Origin of the sequence: uncultured Imperialibacter sp. (assembly GCF_963974565.1) — a bacterium.
Classification (GTDB): domain Bacteria; phylum Bacteroidota; class Bacteroidia; order Cytophagales; family Cyclobacteriaceae; genus Imperialibacter; species Imperialibacter roseus.
Genome location: NZ_CAXBCJ010000011.1, coordinates 136,522 through 152,041, shown reverse-complemented (window position 1 = coordinate 152,041; position 15,520 = coordinate 136,522). Strand labels below are relative to the sequence as shown.

At 45.6% G+C, this 15,520-nt stretch carries 13 protein-coding genes; 5 read left to right on the top strand and 8 right to left on the bottom strand.

Translation table 11 applies throughout. The features are described 5' to 3' along the window. Positions 1-6: 6 nt before the first annotated feature. From AAC052_RS16790 to AAC052_RS16780, 3 genes are read right to left on the bottom strand one after another with little or no spacing between them, the layout of a single operon-like run. Complete coding sequence (locus AAC052_RS16790; protein ID WP_317492048.1) at positions 7-411, bottom strand: DUF2721 domain-containing protein; 405 nt, start codon at positions 409-411, stop codon at positions 7-9. A 1-nt stretch (position 412) separates the two neighbouring features. Next, positions 413-1,417: an oxygenase MpaB family protein gene (locus AAC052_RS16785; RefSeq protein ID WP_339814712.1), complete on the bottom strand. Its 1,005-nt coding sequence runs from the start codon at positions 1,415-1,417 to the stop codon at positions 413-415. 58 nt (positions 1,418-1,475) lie between these two features. Next, the gene (locus tag AAC052_RS16780) at positions 1,476-2,282 is read right to left on the bottom strand and encodes a hypothetical protein (RefSeq protein WP_317492050.1); all 807 of its coding nucleotides are present in this window, start codon (positions 2,280-2,282) and stop codon (positions 1,476-1,478) included. 391 nt (positions 2,283-2,673) lie between these two features. Between AAC052_RS16780 and AAC052_RS16775 the strand changes: the two genes are divergently transcribed. From AAC052_RS16775 to can, 3 genes are all read left to right on the top strand, one after another. Further along, a complete protein-coding gene (locus tag AAC052_RS16775) occupies positions 2,674-3,189 on the top strand; it encodes a DUF2062 domain-containing protein (protein ID WP_339814711.1) in 516 nt (171 codons plus the stop codon). A gap of 91 nt (positions 3,190-3,280) precedes the next feature. Then, positions 3,281-4,852 (top strand): SulP family inorganic anion transporter, encoded by a 1,572-nt coding sequence (locus AAC052_RS16770; RefSeq protein ID WP_339814710.1) that lies wholly within the window; start codon positions 3,281-3,283, stop codon positions 4,850-4,852. Between the two features lie 5 nt (positions 4,853-4,857). Further along, a complete protein-coding gene (gene can / locus AAC052_RS16765; RefSeq protein ID WP_317492053.1) occupies positions 4,858-5,499 on the top strand; it encodes a carbonate dehydratase in 642 nt (213 codons plus the stop codon). 204 nt (positions 5,500-5,703) lie between these two features. Here can and AAC052_RS16760 read toward each other — a convergent pair whose 3' ends face one another. Next, on the bottom strand, positions 5,704-5,967 hold the full coding sequence (locus AAC052_RS16760; protein WP_339814709.1) for a hypothetical protein: 264 nt from the start codon (positions 5,965-5,967) through the stop codon (positions 5,704-5,706). Between the two features lie 348 nt (positions 5,968-6,315). On the opposite strand from AAC052_RS16760, the gene ggt reads away from it, so the two are divergent. Beyond that, the gene (gene ggt / locus AAC052_RS16755) at positions 6,316-7,911 is read left to right on the top strand and encodes a gamma-glutamyltransferase (RefSeq protein WP_339814746.1); all 1,596 of its coding nucleotides are present in this window, start codon (positions 6,316-6,318) and stop codon (positions 7,909-7,911) included. Between the two features lie 18 nt (positions 7,912-7,929). Then, positions 7,930-9,057: a P1 family peptidase gene (locus tag AAC052_RS16750; protein WP_339814708.1), complete on the top strand. Its 1,128-nt coding sequence runs from the start codon at positions 7,930-7,932 to the stop codon at positions 9,055-9,057. An 83-nt stretch (positions 9,058-9,140) separates the two neighbouring features. Here AAC052_RS16750 and AAC052_RS16745 read toward each other — a convergent pair whose 3' ends face one another. From AAC052_RS16745 to AAC052_RS16730, 4 genes are all read right to left on the bottom strand, one after another. Beyond that, the gene (locus AAC052_RS16745; RefSeq protein ID WP_339814707.1) at positions 9,141-11,336 is read right to left on the bottom strand and encodes a TonB-dependent receptor; all 2,196 of its coding nucleotides are present in this window, start codon (positions 11,334-11,336) and stop codon (positions 9,141-9,143) included. A 187-nt stretch (positions 11,337-11,523) separates the two neighbouring features. Further along, on the bottom strand, positions 11,524-13,065 hold the full coding sequence (locus AAC052_RS16740) for a phosphatase PAP2 family protein (RefSeq protein WP_339814706.1): 1,542 nt from the start codon (positions 13,063-13,065) through the stop codon (positions 11,524-11,526). Positions 13,066-13,083: 18 nt separating this feature from the next. After that, the gene (locus AAC052_RS16735) at positions 13,084-14,010 is read right to left on the bottom strand and encodes a transporter (RefSeq protein WP_317492058.1); all 927 of its coding nucleotides are present in this window, start codon (positions 14,008-14,010) and stop codon (positions 13,084-13,086) included. 193 nt (positions 14,011-14,203) lie between these two features. Then, on the bottom strand, positions 14,204-15,340 hold the full coding sequence (locus AAC052_RS16730) for a transporter (protein ID WP_339814705.1): 1,137 nt from the start codon (positions 15,338-15,340) through the stop codon (positions 14,204-14,206). Positions 15,341-15,520 lie beyond the last annotated feature (180 nt).

Here is a 15,520-nt window from a genome sequence, read left to right as displayed (position 1 = left end):
ACCCCCTTACTCATCTTTCTCTAAGGTACTCAATTCAATGCTCAATGCCTTTGTGGAAATCTGTGTCTCGTAGAACGAAAGCCCGAGAGAAACTAAAAGCAAAACGAGACTTGCAACAAACAGGTAGTTTCCCAATTGGCTATTGTTCAGGTATAAGAACAGAATCGAAAGCACACAACCAAGGAAGCTTAAAATACCGAACGCCTGCATGTTCCTGATGAGCGAAAGCCGCAACCGTAAGTTCTTAATCTGTTCCCGGACGGGCACATTGTTTTCGCCATGGGAATCAGCTTGCCTTTTATGGAGCCCTCTGATCAGGCTGGCAATCGCTAAAAACCTGTTAGTGTAAGCCAGAATCAACAATGTGATGGCTGGAAACAACAATGCCGGTGTGCTCAGTTCTAGTTGCATGTCACAAATTTACCCTATCAATTTCCTGCATTTGCCATTGAAAATCTCGCCCTATTAATTGCTGAATTTTGCTTAAGCTAACAAAAGATTTCGCAACAACCTTATTGAATGAAGAAGTTTCAATATCGAGCATCTTGCTGATCTCACTCCCCAGTAAATAGGCCATAAGAGCCGAAACAGGTAAATGAATAGCGCTCTCACGCATTTCAACTTCTATGTGCTTTCTAAGTGCTCCGGCTAATTCTACACCCTCAACAGATCTGGTAAAGTGCCTTTTTGCTATTTGCTTTTCGAGCGACAACGCCTGTTTTACATTGTCCTTTACCAGTTCATTTTCAATCCCCAGCAGGTGCCCAATCAGATTCCAGTATTGTAAAAAATCCTTACTTTCTGCTCCCTTTACGTCAACCCCCAACTTTCGCAGGCCACGCAGTACTATCAGCGAGAAAGCCAGGTTTGTCCCAGCCATGTCCTCCTGGTTGATGGGAAGCCCCCAATCGCTCTGCCAAAAGGCTTGATTCTTTATATAATACCTGGTGAGCGCATGCATGAGCCTTACTTTGAGAATACTCCTGAAGCCCTTTCCCTTGGTATCAAACGCTCCGGGCTCAGACACATCAAGCACAAAGGAGGCTGTCTCGATGAGCCGCTTGCCGGGGGACTCTCTAAGCCGTTTGGAGTGATACAATACCTTAGCACCGTTGGCAGCCGCATAGCAGTACGGAAGTGAATAAAGCCCAAGGCAGAGCAGAATCAGAGGTTGGTGCTTGAAGAAAAATTCCTGAGTATGCTTCAAGCGCTTTGGCAAGCTATCTTCGGGTAATACCTCATTTTGATTGATGAAACTTATCAGCTCTTTTGGCCAGGTGTCGTCGGGCTTCTGGTTATTATGAGTAAAGTTCTTCCATTTGTCCGATGCCCAGAGCTCAGGCATGTCTCGTTGAATAACTTCAACAACAGCGTCGGCGGGAGGATCGCCAGTGAGCCTAAATTTTTCTAAATCCATAAAAAAAGCATGCAGTTAATGGTATAACCCTGCATGCTTCCAATTGGTTAGTTAAAGATCAAAAAGATTTTAACACTTTACATGACGATCCGTTCTTCACGAACGTATACTTTGCATTCTCGTATTTATAAAATTTCACACCCATTAGCAGAAATACACCTACTTTTTCGGGAAGTCCTTTTGGAGGTACTATAGAAAGCTGAGCCGTAATTGGCTGGATAGCAATCTTTAGATCGGGAAACATGTTGCTTTCAAATGAATCGGTTAAGCCGTGGTGATCAGGATTGCACGGCCTGTAAGAAGCTTCCTCTTCATCGAAATAAAAGTCTGAAATAGAAACCAACTTAGCCGTCAATTTGAAATGAGTGGCTTCTGCCGGAAAGGCGATATTGCTCTGAGGAACAAAACCTGGAAAGTGGAGGATAACATGTCCCCGTCCCTGCCCAGGGTGAACAAAGTATTTCGGATAGAAAGTAGTACCAAACGGAAACTCCGGATTGAATTCAAAGCCTTCTACCTGCTTGCCATATTTACTCGGTGTTAAAGGACGTCGACCAGTGGGGCCATCAACACCTTTCACCAAGCCTCTGAATTTAGCAGTCAGTTTTCCCGACGAATAGGTTTCGCATATATCCCCCAAATCGCCAGTCATAGTCATGCGCATGGTTCTTGCCATCATGCTGGCCACACCGAATTCCTTTTGATTGTTCCTCAGTTCCTGATATGACTCTTTACTTTTGATGTCGTTGGCAGAAGGCCCTCCTTTTCTGGCTACTATTGTCCTGTCTACACCGCTTATCTTATATACTCTCCAATCTTTTGGGTTGTCAATGGCACCTTTCCTTAGCTCGAGGTTTTCATTCATTTTGTTGGTTGGTTACACAATTCTACACTGATTCCTAAAACCTATAATGTCATTAAAGCAAAATATTACTTTTCGAATATTCCACTAACCAGGCCAGTTAGCTAATGATTTGAAATATTATCAAAAAAATAGCACAGAAGCAAAGTTTGGCAAAAAAATATGATCTACGACATGTAATAAAGCCCGCAGTCAACAAATTAACATGAAATATTCACTATTTAATAAACTTGCATTCATCCAATATCCCTAGATTTGCTCATCTTTCATTTGTATTAAAGTATTACTTTAAGTGTGCGTGTTATTCATTTTTTTGATATTTCCAACAAAGATGCTACGTACCAACGAGGAGAATTCTTCTATCTTTTTTCGATTCAGCCTCATGTAAGATTTAATGCAAAATCAAACAAAAACAAATCTCCGTTACAGGCTAAAGTCACTGGTAAATACTTTTGTAACCGGAGGGATGGAACCTTCAAAAGCCTCTTTGTCAATCAGTCTCGGCTTTCTCTGGGGCGTCTTTCCATTGGTAGGCACCTCTGCGGTACTTTGTACCGCTAGTTCATTGTTCTTTAGGCTGAACATGGCTATTATTCAGGCAGTCAATTACATTGTTTACCCTATACAGTTGGCCCTTCTGCTTCCTTACTTTTACATCGGAGCGCCTTTTACCGGGTTTACCATCAATGGTACGTCCATCGACAAAATTGGGGAGTTTTCTTTTTCACTCAATAGTTTGGCGGAAATTTCCGGGGATTTGCTTTTCATTGCAATCAATATGCTTTTGGGATGGTTGCTATTGGCCCCGCTGGCATCTTTTATCATATATTTGGTTTCAAAACGAGTGTTGACAAGCAGGCAAAGTAAGGTTGGCGTAATCGACAACAATGATCACAACTCAAAAAGCTAATCAACCCCTTATCAAATCATTGGAACAATTTTTCTATATTTAAGTATTTCCTATTGCATCTTTGCACCATCAAAATTATAAACTGTAAACAATGTCCGATAAGAATTCTTTAAACTCCAGCCCTAATATCTTCGGCCACTTCAAATACGATGGCCCCGCCGGCCTGGTAGTTTTTCTTGTTGCTCTGCCGCTGTGTTTGGGTATAGCGCTGGCATCTGGAGCACCACTTTTTTCGGGCGTTATTGCTGGAATTGTTGGAGGCTTGGTGGTAGCCTCTTTCAGTGGCTCTCAACTCGCCGTTAGTGGCCCGGCTGCCGGCCTGACAATCATCGTTCTCAACGCTATAGACGATTTAGGTTCTTTCGAGTCCTTTCTGCTTGCAGTCGTCATTGCAGGCGCTATCCAGCTCTTGCTGGGCTTTCTGAAAGCCGGTGTGATTGGTAATTTCTTCCCCTCTTCAGTAATCAAAGGAATGCTTGCTGCCATCGGGCTTATATTGATACTGAAACAAATACCTCATGCTTTCGGCTACGATTCAGATCCGGAGGGTGATATAGAATTTTTCCAGCCCGACGGACAAAACACCTTTTCAGAGATTTTCGCTGCTCTCGAAAATTTGAGCATGGGAGCGATTGCCATCTGCCTCAGTTCGTTGGCTGTCATTCTTCTCTGGGATAGGCCTGGTATCAAGAAAAAGGCATTCTTTTCTATCGTTCCGGCACCGTTGGTGGTGGTACTACTGGGAATAGGTGTTAATCAGCTCTTCATTAAATTCCTCCCTGACATGGCTCTCGGGCAGAGCCATCTCGTTTCGTTGCCTATTATTGGCAATCTGAGTGAGTTTGCCAACGAACTTACTTTCCCGGACTTTAGCCAGTTTGGCAACCCCGAAATCTATGTAGTGGCCATTACCCTTGCCATTATCGCAAGTTTGGAGACTTTATTGAGTCTGGAAGCCACTGACAAGCTGGATCCTTACAAAAGAGTTTCCCCTCAAAACAGAGAGTTGAAAGCACAGGGCATTGGTAATATGGTCTCAGGACTTATTGGAGGCTTGCCGCTAACAGCTGTTATTGTGAGAAGCTCCGCCAACATAGATTCTGGGGCACACACAAAAATGTCAGCAATTATCCATGGTGCTTTGCTGCTTCTCAGTGTCGTTGTTATTCCACATATCCTTAACCTGATACCGCTGGCTGCCCTTGCAGCAATACTGATAATGATTGGCTTCAAACTTGCCAAACCATCGCTGTTCAGGTCGATGTTTCAAAAGGGAATGGGGCAGTTCCTGCCATTTGTGATTACAATCGCAGCGATTCTGTTGTCAGATTTACTAATCGGTATCTCTATCGGCATGGCTGTTGGTCTGTTCTTTGTAATAAAGAGCAATTTCAACGAGGCTATTTTGGTTACACAGGATGAGGAGAACTATCTTGTGAAATTGAACAAGGACGTAACTTTTCTCAATAAATCCGCCCTAAGAACTACATTTCAAAAGATTCCAAAAGGTGCCTTCGTTATCATTGATGGAACTAAATCAATATTCATTGACAACGACATATCAGAAGTTATCGAAGATTTCGTTGAAACATCAGAGAACCGAAAAATAACGGTTGAACTAAAAAAATCATCCTCCAGCTACAATCACTTATTTAAGAAATAGTCGACATGAGTCCCTACGAAAAATTGTTACTGGAAAATAAAGCTTGGGCACGTGAACGTGTCCAAGCCGACCCCGACTATTTTAATCACCTTTCTGAAATACAAAATCCGGCATTTTTATGGATTGGCTGCGCCGACTCAAGGGTACCTGCCAATGAGATCACAAATACAGAGCCGGGTGAGATGTTTGTACACAGAAACATCGCTAATATGGTGGTGCATACGGATCTTAACATGCTGAGCGTTTTACAATATGCAGTGGAGCACCTCAAAGTTGACCACATTATTGTAACTGGCCACTATGGTTGCGGTGGCGTAAAGGCGGCGATGACCAACAAAAGTCTTGGCCTTATCAATAAATGGCTGAGAAATATCAAGGAAGTGTATAGAATTCACAAGCAGGAAATAGATCGTCTTCCCAACGAAGAGGCCAAAGCAGATCGATTGGTGGAGCTCAATGTAATAGAGCAGGTAAACAACTTAGCAAAAACATCGATTGTGCAGCATGCCTGGAAAAAAGAGCAACGCCCTATGCTACATGGTTGGGTATATGGGTTGAAGGATGGTATTTTGAACGAAGTATTTAAGATGGATCCAAATACTCAACTTGATCCCATCTATATGTTTGACTTTGATGACGTAAAGTAGGTGCGCAAAAAGGTATCACTTCTGAGGGCCGGCATGTTCATGCTGGCTTTTTTTCTACTAGCTATCTCCTTTCAGGGGTGCTCCAGCCATTCCTACAATATAAAAACTGTAAAGCCGAAAGTGCATCACCGCTATTACAATCCTAAAAAGGACAAGCACAAAAGCAGGGTAAAGAAGGTTAAAATGAAATCGACCTAGTGGCCATTAATTGGTGCGGTTGCTGGCGATAGGCTTACCGGGGGTGTTTGTTTCGGTCTTCGCAACGGCTTTCTTTCCACTATCCTCAGTGGTTGAGATTTTAGCCACTTTCACAGTGTCGTTATTCTTCCACTGATAAAATGTAGTTCCTCTAAATTCTCTTATTGGCGATGTGTAATAGGCTTTCTTTGCGCTCTTCTTAGGAGAAGGTGTTGCGTTTACAAACCCTACTAACATTAAGAAAGAAACAACTAAAAAGACTTTTTTCACTTCGTTTTTACATTTAATACTCTTCGAAGGTACGTATAAACCATGGCTATTGAAAGCCTTCTTGTCCTTATTACTACGACCAGGGCTATATTTTCGATCAACCGTATGATTGGAAAGACTAACAAAACGAAAAAACCTTACATGAATGACATTTTATTTCAGAAGTTACCCTTCTCCATAATCAGCATTTGATTCTGCATTTCTTTTTTTACTTTGGAACACAAAACCGTCAACTATATGAAAAGACTTACCAACCTGATCCTTATTGCTATTCTATTGTATGGCTGCTCTCCAAAAGCCAATGAGCCTCAGCGGGTCATTGACCGTGGCTTGACAGCAAAAAATGGGATGGTCGTTTCAGCACACCCATTGGCATCACAAGTGGGGGCTGACATACTCAAAAAAGGTGGCAATGCTGTGGATGCTGCCATTGCAGTACAGTTTGCGCTGGCTGTTGTTTATCCGGGAGCGGGGAATATTGGAGGCGGCGGTTTTATGGTGATCCGCCAAAACGACGGTTCGGTTGATGGCTTGGACTACAGAGAAGAAGCTCCTGCGGCTGCATCCAGAAATATGTACCTTGATGAGAATGGCGAAGTTATCGAAAACCTGAGTTGGCTGGGACATTTGGCATCTGGAGTGCCCGGTTCGGTGGATGGAATGGTGAAGGCATACGAAAAATATGGCAGCCTTGGTTGGGAAGAGTTGGTACAGCCTTCTATTGATCTGGCTGCCAATGGCTTTGCACTTACCGAAAAAGAAGCAGCGGGGCTGAATCGGGGAAAAGACAATTTCATCAAGTACAATACCGTTAGTCCCGGCTTTATTTTAAAGGACAATGAGTGGGTGGCAGGCGACACCATATTTTTGAAGGATCTTGCCAAAACACTTTCTCTTATTCGTGACAAAAAAGAGGCAGGATTCTACGAAGGCGAAACCGCCGATCTCATCGTGGCCGAAATGCAACGGGGAAAGGGTATCATTACCCTCGAAGACCTGAAAAATTATGAAGCTGTATGGAGAACACCGGTTGTGGGATCTTACAAAGGCCATAAGATTATCTCGATGGCGCCTCCTTCCAGCGGAGGCATCGCCTTGCTGCAGCTGCTACAATCTGTAGAGCCCTACCCGATCAATGAATGGGGCTGGAACACGGCAAAAACTGTCCATTTGATCACTGAGGCAGAGAGGCGTGTGTACGCTGACCGTGCTAAATACCTGGGAGATCCTGACTATTTCGATGTGCCTATGGCCGGACTGATAGATCCTGCATACAACAAAAAAAGAATGTCTTCCTTCAATCCTGAAAAGGCTTCTCTGTCATCCGAGGTGACCGAGGGAAACCCTGTGGCGCTGCTTGAATCGGATCAAACCACTCACTTTTCAGTAGTTGACTCCAAAGGCAATGCTGTGTCGGTTACCACCACGCTCAATGGGGGCTTTGGAAGCAAAGTGTTTGTAGCAGGCGCTGGCTTTCTGCTCAATAATGAAATGGACGACTTCAGTGTGAAGCCTGGCTATGCCAATGCCTATGGTTTGGTGGGTGGTGAGGCTAATGCCATCGAGCCCGGTAAAAGAATGTTGAGTTCAATGACTCCTTCCATTGTTGAGAAAGATGGTAAACTGATAATGGTTGTTGGCACGCCGGGAGGCTCAACTATCATCACGTCGGTGTTTCAAACAATCCTCAATGTGGTTGACCACGGCATGGGCATGCAAGAAGCTGTAACGGCCCGAAGGTTTCACCACCAGTGGCTACCCGACTTGATACTGACCGAAACTGACGCCCTCAAACCTGAGGTTACTTCTGAATTAGATAGCATGGGCCATCACTTCAGAGAGACTGGAAATATTGGCCGGGTTGACGCTATCCTCGTGCTGCCTGACGGCATGCTGGAGGGCGGTGCGGATCCAAGAGGTGACGACACTGCTGTTGGCTATTAAGTACTTAAATACCAAAAAATGAATCGCCTGCTGTTGCTTTTCTTTTGTCTCACTTCCGTGTTGGCTAACGCCCGACAACGACCAGCGGAGCTAGGCGTGAAAATTGGTGTTCTGCCATCAGGAGAATTCAATGCTATCACAGACGTCAAAGGTGTAAAAGTCGGGCACTTCACATTTATTGAAGGAGACAAGGTAAGGACTGGGGTTACTTCTATCCTCCCCTTCGATGGGAATATCTTCCAATCGAAAGTGCCTGCGGCCATTTACCTGGGTAATGCTTTCGGCAAACTTGCAGGCTACACTCAAGTGAAAGAGCTTGGCAATATTGAAACGCCAATACTTCTGACGAATACCTTAGCAGTGGCTGATGCATCTAAGGCTCTGGTAAAATATACGATTGCACTGCCTGGCAATGAGAATGTTCGATCAGTGAACCCTGTTGTTGGAGAAACCAACGATAGCTACCTCAACGATATTCGCAGTTTCCCATTGCAGCCGGAGCATTTCGCAGCTGCCATTGACGCAGCGACGTCCGGGAAAGTTGAAGAAGGCAACGTTGGCGCTGGCACTGGCACAGTTTGCTTCGGTTACAAGGGAGGTATTGGCACCTCCAGCCGGAAACTCCCCGAAACCCTCGGTGGCTACACAGTGGGTGTGCTGGTACAAACAAACTTTGGCGGTAACCTTACGATTGATGGTGAAGGCATCGATGAAATACTGGAGCAATACCCCTACCGAAAGCAAATCCTTGGTTCTGTCGATGGATCGTGCATGATAGTGGTGGCTACAGATGCACCGTTAGATGCAAGGAATCTTGAAAGACTTGCCAAAAGGGCTATTCTGGGGCTCGGAAGAACAGGTGGTATCGCTTCCAATGGAAGTGGCGACTATGTGATAGCCTTTTCTACAGATGAAGGACTTAGGGTTCCTTATGATACGTCATCACCCACCCTTACGCAAAGCATTCTTTCAAATGATCATATGAGCCCGCTATTCATGGCTGTTATTGAAGCGACGGAAGAAGCCATCATCAATTCACTGTGGGCAGCGAAAACAATGACCGGCTTCGAGGGACGAACCGTGAAAGAACTTCCAGAAGAGGAAGTATTGAAGATTTTAAAGAAAGCAGGTAAGCTTAAAAAATAGCTTTCTGCGGCCAGGCCATGCCTGCCGCCAAAAAACTTCAATCAAAAATCCCTGCCCCAATTAACATAGCTGGTTATTCCCTGTCAAAATTTATATCCCAATGTCAGATAGAAAGTCCTGCCATTAGCTGGTAAGATGCCTGGGCCTGGATACATCTGAATTCTCCTGCTGAAATACCTGGCGTCAGCTACATTGTTCACACCGCCTGAAAAATGATATTTATCGAGAAAGCCCAGGTTAAAGGCCCAGTCGATGACTGTATAAGCGGGTATTACTCCCACGATGCCCGACTCGGAAAATTCGGTATTGTTGGCGTCGTTGAATTGCTCGCTTACATAGCTAACCTGCAAGGTGGAAGAAAAACTTTTGTGTGTGAATTCAAGCCCGGCTCGTTCTATCCAGTCGGGGACATTTTCTACATGGTTACCGTTGAGGGAAACTTCCTGGTTGCCGCTAGCTACAGTTACATCCAGGTACCTGGCATTGGTGTAGGCCAGCGAACTAAACAGTCGTAAGTCGGTGTTCACATTGTTTTTCACACCTCCCAGCAACGAAAAATTAAGGTACATTTCCAAACCTTTGACTTCAGAATTCCCCACATTGGTGGTGAAAAGGTAGGAAGCATTGGCACTCCCCTGCATTGTCACTTTACCAATTCTGTCGCCATAAAAAAGGTAATACCCATTGATGTCGAAATTCAGTAGGTTGCCTATGCTTCCCCTGTAGCCAGCGTCAATATCATACCCACGACTGTCTTTCAAGTTGGGGTCAACTATGCCTAGCTGATCGGCTGGTGTAATGTAGGCGTACAGGTACGGTCGGTACGCCTGGGAGATATTTCCATAAAGTTGGGTCTCATTGGTTAATTGATATTGCAAACCAGTACCGAAAAGAGGAAAGTTACGTTTGCCTGTATAGGACACGGGAAAAGAGGCGTTGTTAATGACTCCTGACAGATCTGATTTGATCACTTCATACCTGAATCCTGGCGTTACCGAAAACCTTTTATTCAGGTAAAAAATATTTTCTGCAAAGGCAGCATAGTTGATGGTCGAGAATGTCAAATCGGTGCCATAGGGCGCAACAAGGGTAAAATTAAAATCACTTCCTGTCGTTCCTGTACCTTTCTGTCTTCTCCTGGTCGTCCCATCGAAATATCTTATCCCCCCGGAAAGTACGCTCTTTACTTGCCCGAGGCTGTATTCGTGAAGAAGTCTTGCTTCTGTTGTAAAGCTCCTATAAAAGTCCCTGTCGATCTGCCGTGGATTGAAAGAGCCTATGTTGGTGTTGAACGTGTCTTTTACAGTAGCAGGGTTGATAAACTGTATACTGCTTCGTTCACCCCAAACACCGTTGGCAGTTAATTCAAGCGATGTAGAGGGAGAGAGCTGATAGTTGAAAGTAACAGCCGGAACGTTAATGATAGGACTAAAATAATTTCTAGACCTGTCGGATTGCCTGGCATTTTCCTTGAATTGTGCGTCCGTTAGTCCACCTGCTATCTGCTGGCGGTAGTCCATTCTGGAAAATTGCAAAGCTACGCTACCCTTATTGGAAAACCGGTACTTGACATTGGCATACCAGGCATCGTAGTTAAAAGCAGAATTGGGGCGCCAGCCGTCGCCATGTCGGTTGTTGTAGTAGGCATAGTAACTTACTTTCCCTTTCGTTCCGCCCACGGCATTATACGAATTGAAAAGATTGTTAGCGCCAAGTGTCTGCTCGCTTTCCAGCGAAAACACTTTGGTGGAGTCTCCTTCCTTCATCACATAGTTCATCATCCCACCGTACTGACTGCCGAACTGAAGGGCTGCTGAGCCACGCACAAGCTGCACCTGTTTTACCCCTTGCATAGGCACCTGATAGTGGTTTTCAGGATAGCCAAATATGTCGGAATTAGTGTTGTAGCCATTCTGCCGCATATTCATTTCGATGGAACGATGGGCATCGGTTCCTCTGGTTCCTATATTCATTTGGGTGCCGGCACCATCCATATCCCAAAGATTGACGCCCGGCATTTTTGCGAAGACCATCCTGCCAACGTTTTGAACGAGATTGGCTCCACCGTTATCCAAATCCACTGTTTCCGTCTTTTTACCTGCAAATATGTTAGCGCCAACTATGTCGGGTAACGCCTGCTTTTTATCGTGAAAGCCCTTAACAGTTACGGCGTCAAGAATTTTTGTTGAAATACTGTCTGGTTCGTTTATTTCCTGCGCTTCGACTGAACTCCAAAGGCAGCCCAAAGCGAATAGAAACAGAAGTCTAATGTTTTTCATGTAAAATTGAATTTCAGCGTTGCAACTGATGACAGTCACCAACTCTGGTTTTAAAAGATTTAAAAAAAATAGTTGCAAAATACTTTCGAAGGCGACAAGTACCCACTGTCTGCTTTAATGACAGACAGTGGGGAAATATCCGGCTTGCCGTATCCAGCACCCATCTTTATTTAATTAATTCGGTAAGTCAATTAGCTCCGTCATTTTTAGCTTTCTCAATGCTATACTGAGCCACTTTTCTGCCCTGATCGGTGCCAACTACCGCATCAAACCTGTAATGAATGCCACCGTACACCCTTGAAATGGCCGCTTCTTCGGCCCAGAAGTTACAGAGCTCGGCTTCCTGCGGAAATATATAACCCAACACCGCCGCACCTGCAGCAGAAAACACGCTATGTCCTGAGGTATAGCTGGGAAAATTCGGCGTTCCCGCTATGGTCTTGTAGCCGGGAATCGTTTGAATCGGTCTTGGATAATGGTAGTAATACTTAGCATCCCAGCAACTGATGCCGGCGTCCATGATGGCCATGTTCATATAGGCAAAAGTTCTTGCAGAGCGAATAGGGTTTTGCTTGTACTTGATGATAAAGTCTTTGGCAAAACGATTCCAATGGCCTGGTGGTGTGTACGTGCCCAAGCCATCTTGCCAGAAATTGGCAATAGCCCGCCACTCGTCGGTCATGTTGTCGGCATAGTGTTTGAGTTCTTTCACATTTTCCTCAAACTCGGCAGAGCCTGGAGCAGGTGGAGCAATTGGCCGGACTTCCTCTACGGTAGGCACATTCCACATTTTCACTTTGCCAAACAAAGGAGTGAGCCCTACTGGTCTGGTGGGTAATTCCAGGTTGTCCCACTGCCAGCCAAATCTTGCGAATGCTGCAGCTTTGATAGAATCAGATACTGCCTTTGGTGCCTGGGCCTTTTTCATGCCATCACCAGCAGCTCTGGCAAGCGCCACCTTGGCCACCTCCTCACCAATGTGCTTGCCAGCCTCAACGTCACTTTCCACATTGACACCAGCCCAAATCAAGCTTTGCAAGTGTTCCTCCGCTTTGGCAGCCAGATAGTCCTTTTCTAATGGAAACATAGCGGTCAATACGTCTCTGGAACTTGCAGCAATCACAGCGCCGTCAGAAGGGTATGACGGAAGACTACTCTTTTCGTAAGCCGGTGCAATGGCGTTGTCCAGATTGTACGGAGCCTGTCTGTTAAACGTGTATTTGTAGTGCCAGGCTGTTATCAATCCGTCGAATTGGGCCACGCTCAAATAGGCAAAAGCCCTGCAAGCATAAGGAGGATGAGCAAATGGAAATGCCGGTGGCCCCTCGGGACTCGCCGGATTAGGCAAGGTGTAGGTGTCGTCCTCGTTTGGCCCGGGAATCAGGTTGTACTTGGCCACCAACTCCAGCGCAATCTCGTTCCATCTGATCACGGAGTTGTTGGTCCAGTACTCCACTTTTTTAAGCTGATCAGTCGTGAGGTTGGCAGAGGCCGACTTAAGGTCTGCTAGCTCGGCCATGTACTCGGCAGATGTAACATCGGACGGTGCGTCGATTACGACCTGATCTACTGAGGTTAGCAGAACGGGTGTCCACGATCCGGCATCCTCGTCGAGGCTTGAATAGGCGTAGTCACTAAAGTTTGCCATGGTGGGCAACTCATCGTCGCATGCAGTAATCACCAGTACCATGCAAAGGCTGGCAACTGCTATAGTTATATTCTTATTCATTGATGTCTTTTTTAAAATCTAGATTTTGAATTGGTAGGTCAAACCAATGCCCAAATTGTTGGACTTGGCGGTATTTCTTCCGCTTATCCGCTGGCTATAATATACCAGCGCACCGAGTCCTTTCGCCGCTTTAGGGTAATACTGGGCAGTCAATCCAACCTGACCAAATTCAACCTTGTTTGTTGGTTGCGCAGCATTATACTTTCTGATATCGTCACCCGAAGTTGACACCAGTCCCTGGTAATTAGCTTCCACTTTGAGGGAGTAATCCAACAACCAGCTACCCACTACGGCCTGATAGTTCCATGCGTCCGGCACGTCCATCCAAGCCGTGTAATAGCTGCCATCATTGTAGTAATAGTCTCTTTCAGCCTCTGTCTGCCCTCTCCAAAGGTGCGCACCAGTAATTCTGGCATACATTCCCTTATCTAATTGATAATGCACAATGCCTCTTACACCAAACTCCGGCGCACCGAAACCTAGTGAATAAGGCATGTAGTCGGACAGGTAGTTGCTCATTGGAGTAGAAAAACTGACGGTCGTCAGCAAGGCTAGTTTTCCTGCCCCCAATTGTTTGTTCATCAGCTCTCCCTTGAGTGAAATCCCGATGTCCTGGAATCCTTTGGCTCCGGCAAACTTGCCTCCGTTCGGCTCGCTCGACTTGGTTTTCACATAGGGCGTTGCCACTATGAGGTTCAACTTGTCATGCAATCCTATGGCGATCATGGGCAAAACGGTATTTCTCGTCACTGTTTCGATCGTTTGATTCACCCTCAAGAGGTCGCCTTCCCAATAGTGGTCAAAAGAGCTCATGTCGTAAATCAACGCTACACATGACTCTCGTTGTTTCATCATGATGGCATCTGTAGGCGTTTGTGCTTTTACCTGGATGAGGGTGAACACAAAGGCAGAAATGCCAAAAAGTATATATTTATTGCTTTTCATTAATTGCTAGGTTAAAATGTAAGGGGAAAGGAATTTCAGGCACGCTTGTCTTTTCAAAAGTCGATCGACAACTCACCGGTAAAGGCACGACATTACCGGCCACCCCGCAAAGGCAGTATTTACCCTAGCGTTTCCACTGGTCATACTTGACGCCTTGGGTGGCTACTTTGTGAAGTTAAGCGGCTGGAAAAAACTAGTTTTGAGATCCGGTAAAGTCGTTTACATCAACAGTGTGTCTGGCCATTCCAAAACGATAGGTGAAACCGAAGTTGATCAGATAGTCAGCAAATGCAGCATCGCCGTTGACCAACTCTCCTGTTTCTTTGGTTCTTTGCTTGTCGGAAAAATTCTGCACCCTGGCACGGTCGACCGCTATCGGCACAGTCAGGCTAAATGCCAAGTTTCCAATGCCATAGTTCACACCTGGCTCAAGCGACACAATATAGCCTGGTCTCCTGAATCCCTCATCTCCTCCGATGAGGTCGCTTGATGGCACACCCTCCAGTCTTGCTCCGCCATACAAGCCAAGCCCCTGCACAGGAGTGACGTACAACGCACCCAGCCGGGCTGCGTACTGATCGGATACAGATAATTCAGAGGCAGACCCCCGGAAATTAGTAGTCGAATATTTCTCCCTGGGATTCACCATGTAGTACAACAGGGCGCTCACCACCAGCTTCTCTGAAATGTTGTGGTAAGCCTGTGATTCGAATGTAATGCCGACACCACCATCGCCTGGCTGTATCGACTGATCGAGGCCAGACGTGATCACCTGGTCACGGTTAGGTCCCTGGTTGTAGAATTTGCCCTTTGCCCGGTAATTCCCAGAAGGAAGCTTCATGCCTAAGCCAAGCGAAATATTGGATCCTGCATGTGTGGCAGGGTCGAGCAGCCAGTAGCTAGCACCAAACCTTATGTCTGCCAGCCCGCTTGAATAAGTCGAATGCCTGTCGCCGAGGCCGTTGGGTGGGTTGCCGCCATGCTCGTACATCGACGACCTGGCGTGATTAACGAAAGGAAGAACAAAATTTACTGAAAGGCGATCTGAAATGCCGTAGGCTATCAGAAAGTCGAAGAAATAAGAATCGTTTATTACCTCAGTGCCGTTTTCAACTCGCTCAGTTTCTTCATGCTTTCCACGAAAATGCTTGTAAGAATGGAAATACCTGAAATTGGTTGCTGCGTTCCACTGTCCTTTGCCGAGCACCGCACCGCCTCCAACGTTGACACCAGCCCCTGACCTAACAGCAATACAACCTTGTGAAAAAGCCTCATTAGCAGCCGCCAACAGGCATATCAAAACTATATATATAGTAAAAGTAGATTTCATTTTGAGATGATTTTAGTAAAAGAAAAAGTATTGGGTAGACCAATTCTGAAAAGCCCTACTTATCATTTCTCACCGTCTTCGACAGCACAAAGCTTTGCCAAAAAACCTGCCAGCGACTTACTGAAGCACCAAACAACTATAAACAACCTCGTTTGTAGGAAACCAGCTAAAGTTTCGCAG

Bases quoted from the DNA above. Each gene is read 5' to 3' on its own strand.
- AAC052_RS16790 (WP_317492048.1), bottom strand. From the start codon at position 411: ATGCAACTAGAACTGAGCACACCGGCATTGTTGTTTCCAGCCATCACA.
- AAC052_RS16785 (WP_339814712.1), bottom strand. From the start codon at position 1,417: ATGGATTTAGAAAAATTTAGGCTCACTGGCGATCCTCCCGCCGACGCT.
- AAC052_RS16780 (WP_317492050.1), bottom strand. From the start codon at position 2,282: ATGAATGAAAACCTCGAGCTAAGGAAAGGTGCCATTGACAACCCAAAA.
- AAC052_RS16775 (WP_339814711.1), top strand. From the start codon at position 2,674: ATGCAAAATCAAACAAAAACAAATCTCCGTTACAGGCTAAAGTCACTG.
- AAC052_RS16770 (WP_339814710.1), top strand. From the start codon at position 3,281: ATGTCCGATAAGAATTCTTTAAACTCCAGCCCTAATATCTTCGGCCAC.
- can (WP_317492053.1), top strand. From the start codon at position 4,858: ATGAGTCCCTACGAAAAATTGTTACTGGAAAATAAAGCTTGGGCACGT.
- ggt (WP_339814746.1), top strand. From the start codon at position 6,316: ATGGTCGTTTCAGCACACCCATTGGCATCACAAGTGGGGGCTGACATA.
- AAC052_RS16750 (WP_339814708.1), top strand. From the start codon at position 7,930: ATGAATCGCCTGCTGTTGCTTTTCTTTTGTCTCACTTCCGTGTTGGCT.
- AAC052_RS16745 (WP_339814707.1), bottom strand. From the start codon at position 11,336: ATGAAAAACATTAGACTTCTGTTTCTATTCGCTTTGGGCTGCCTTTGG.
- AAC052_RS16740 (WP_339814706.1), bottom strand. From the start codon at position 13,065: ATGAATAAGAATATAACTATAGCAGTTGCCAGCCTTTGCATGGTACTG.
- AAC052_RS16735 (WP_317492058.1), bottom strand. From the start codon at position 14,010: ATGAAAAGCAATAAATATATACTTTTTGGCATTTCTGCCTTTGTGTTC.
- AAC052_RS16730 (WP_339814705.1), bottom strand. From the start codon at position 15,340: ATGAAATCTACTTTTACTATATATATAGTTTTGATATGCCTGTTGGCG.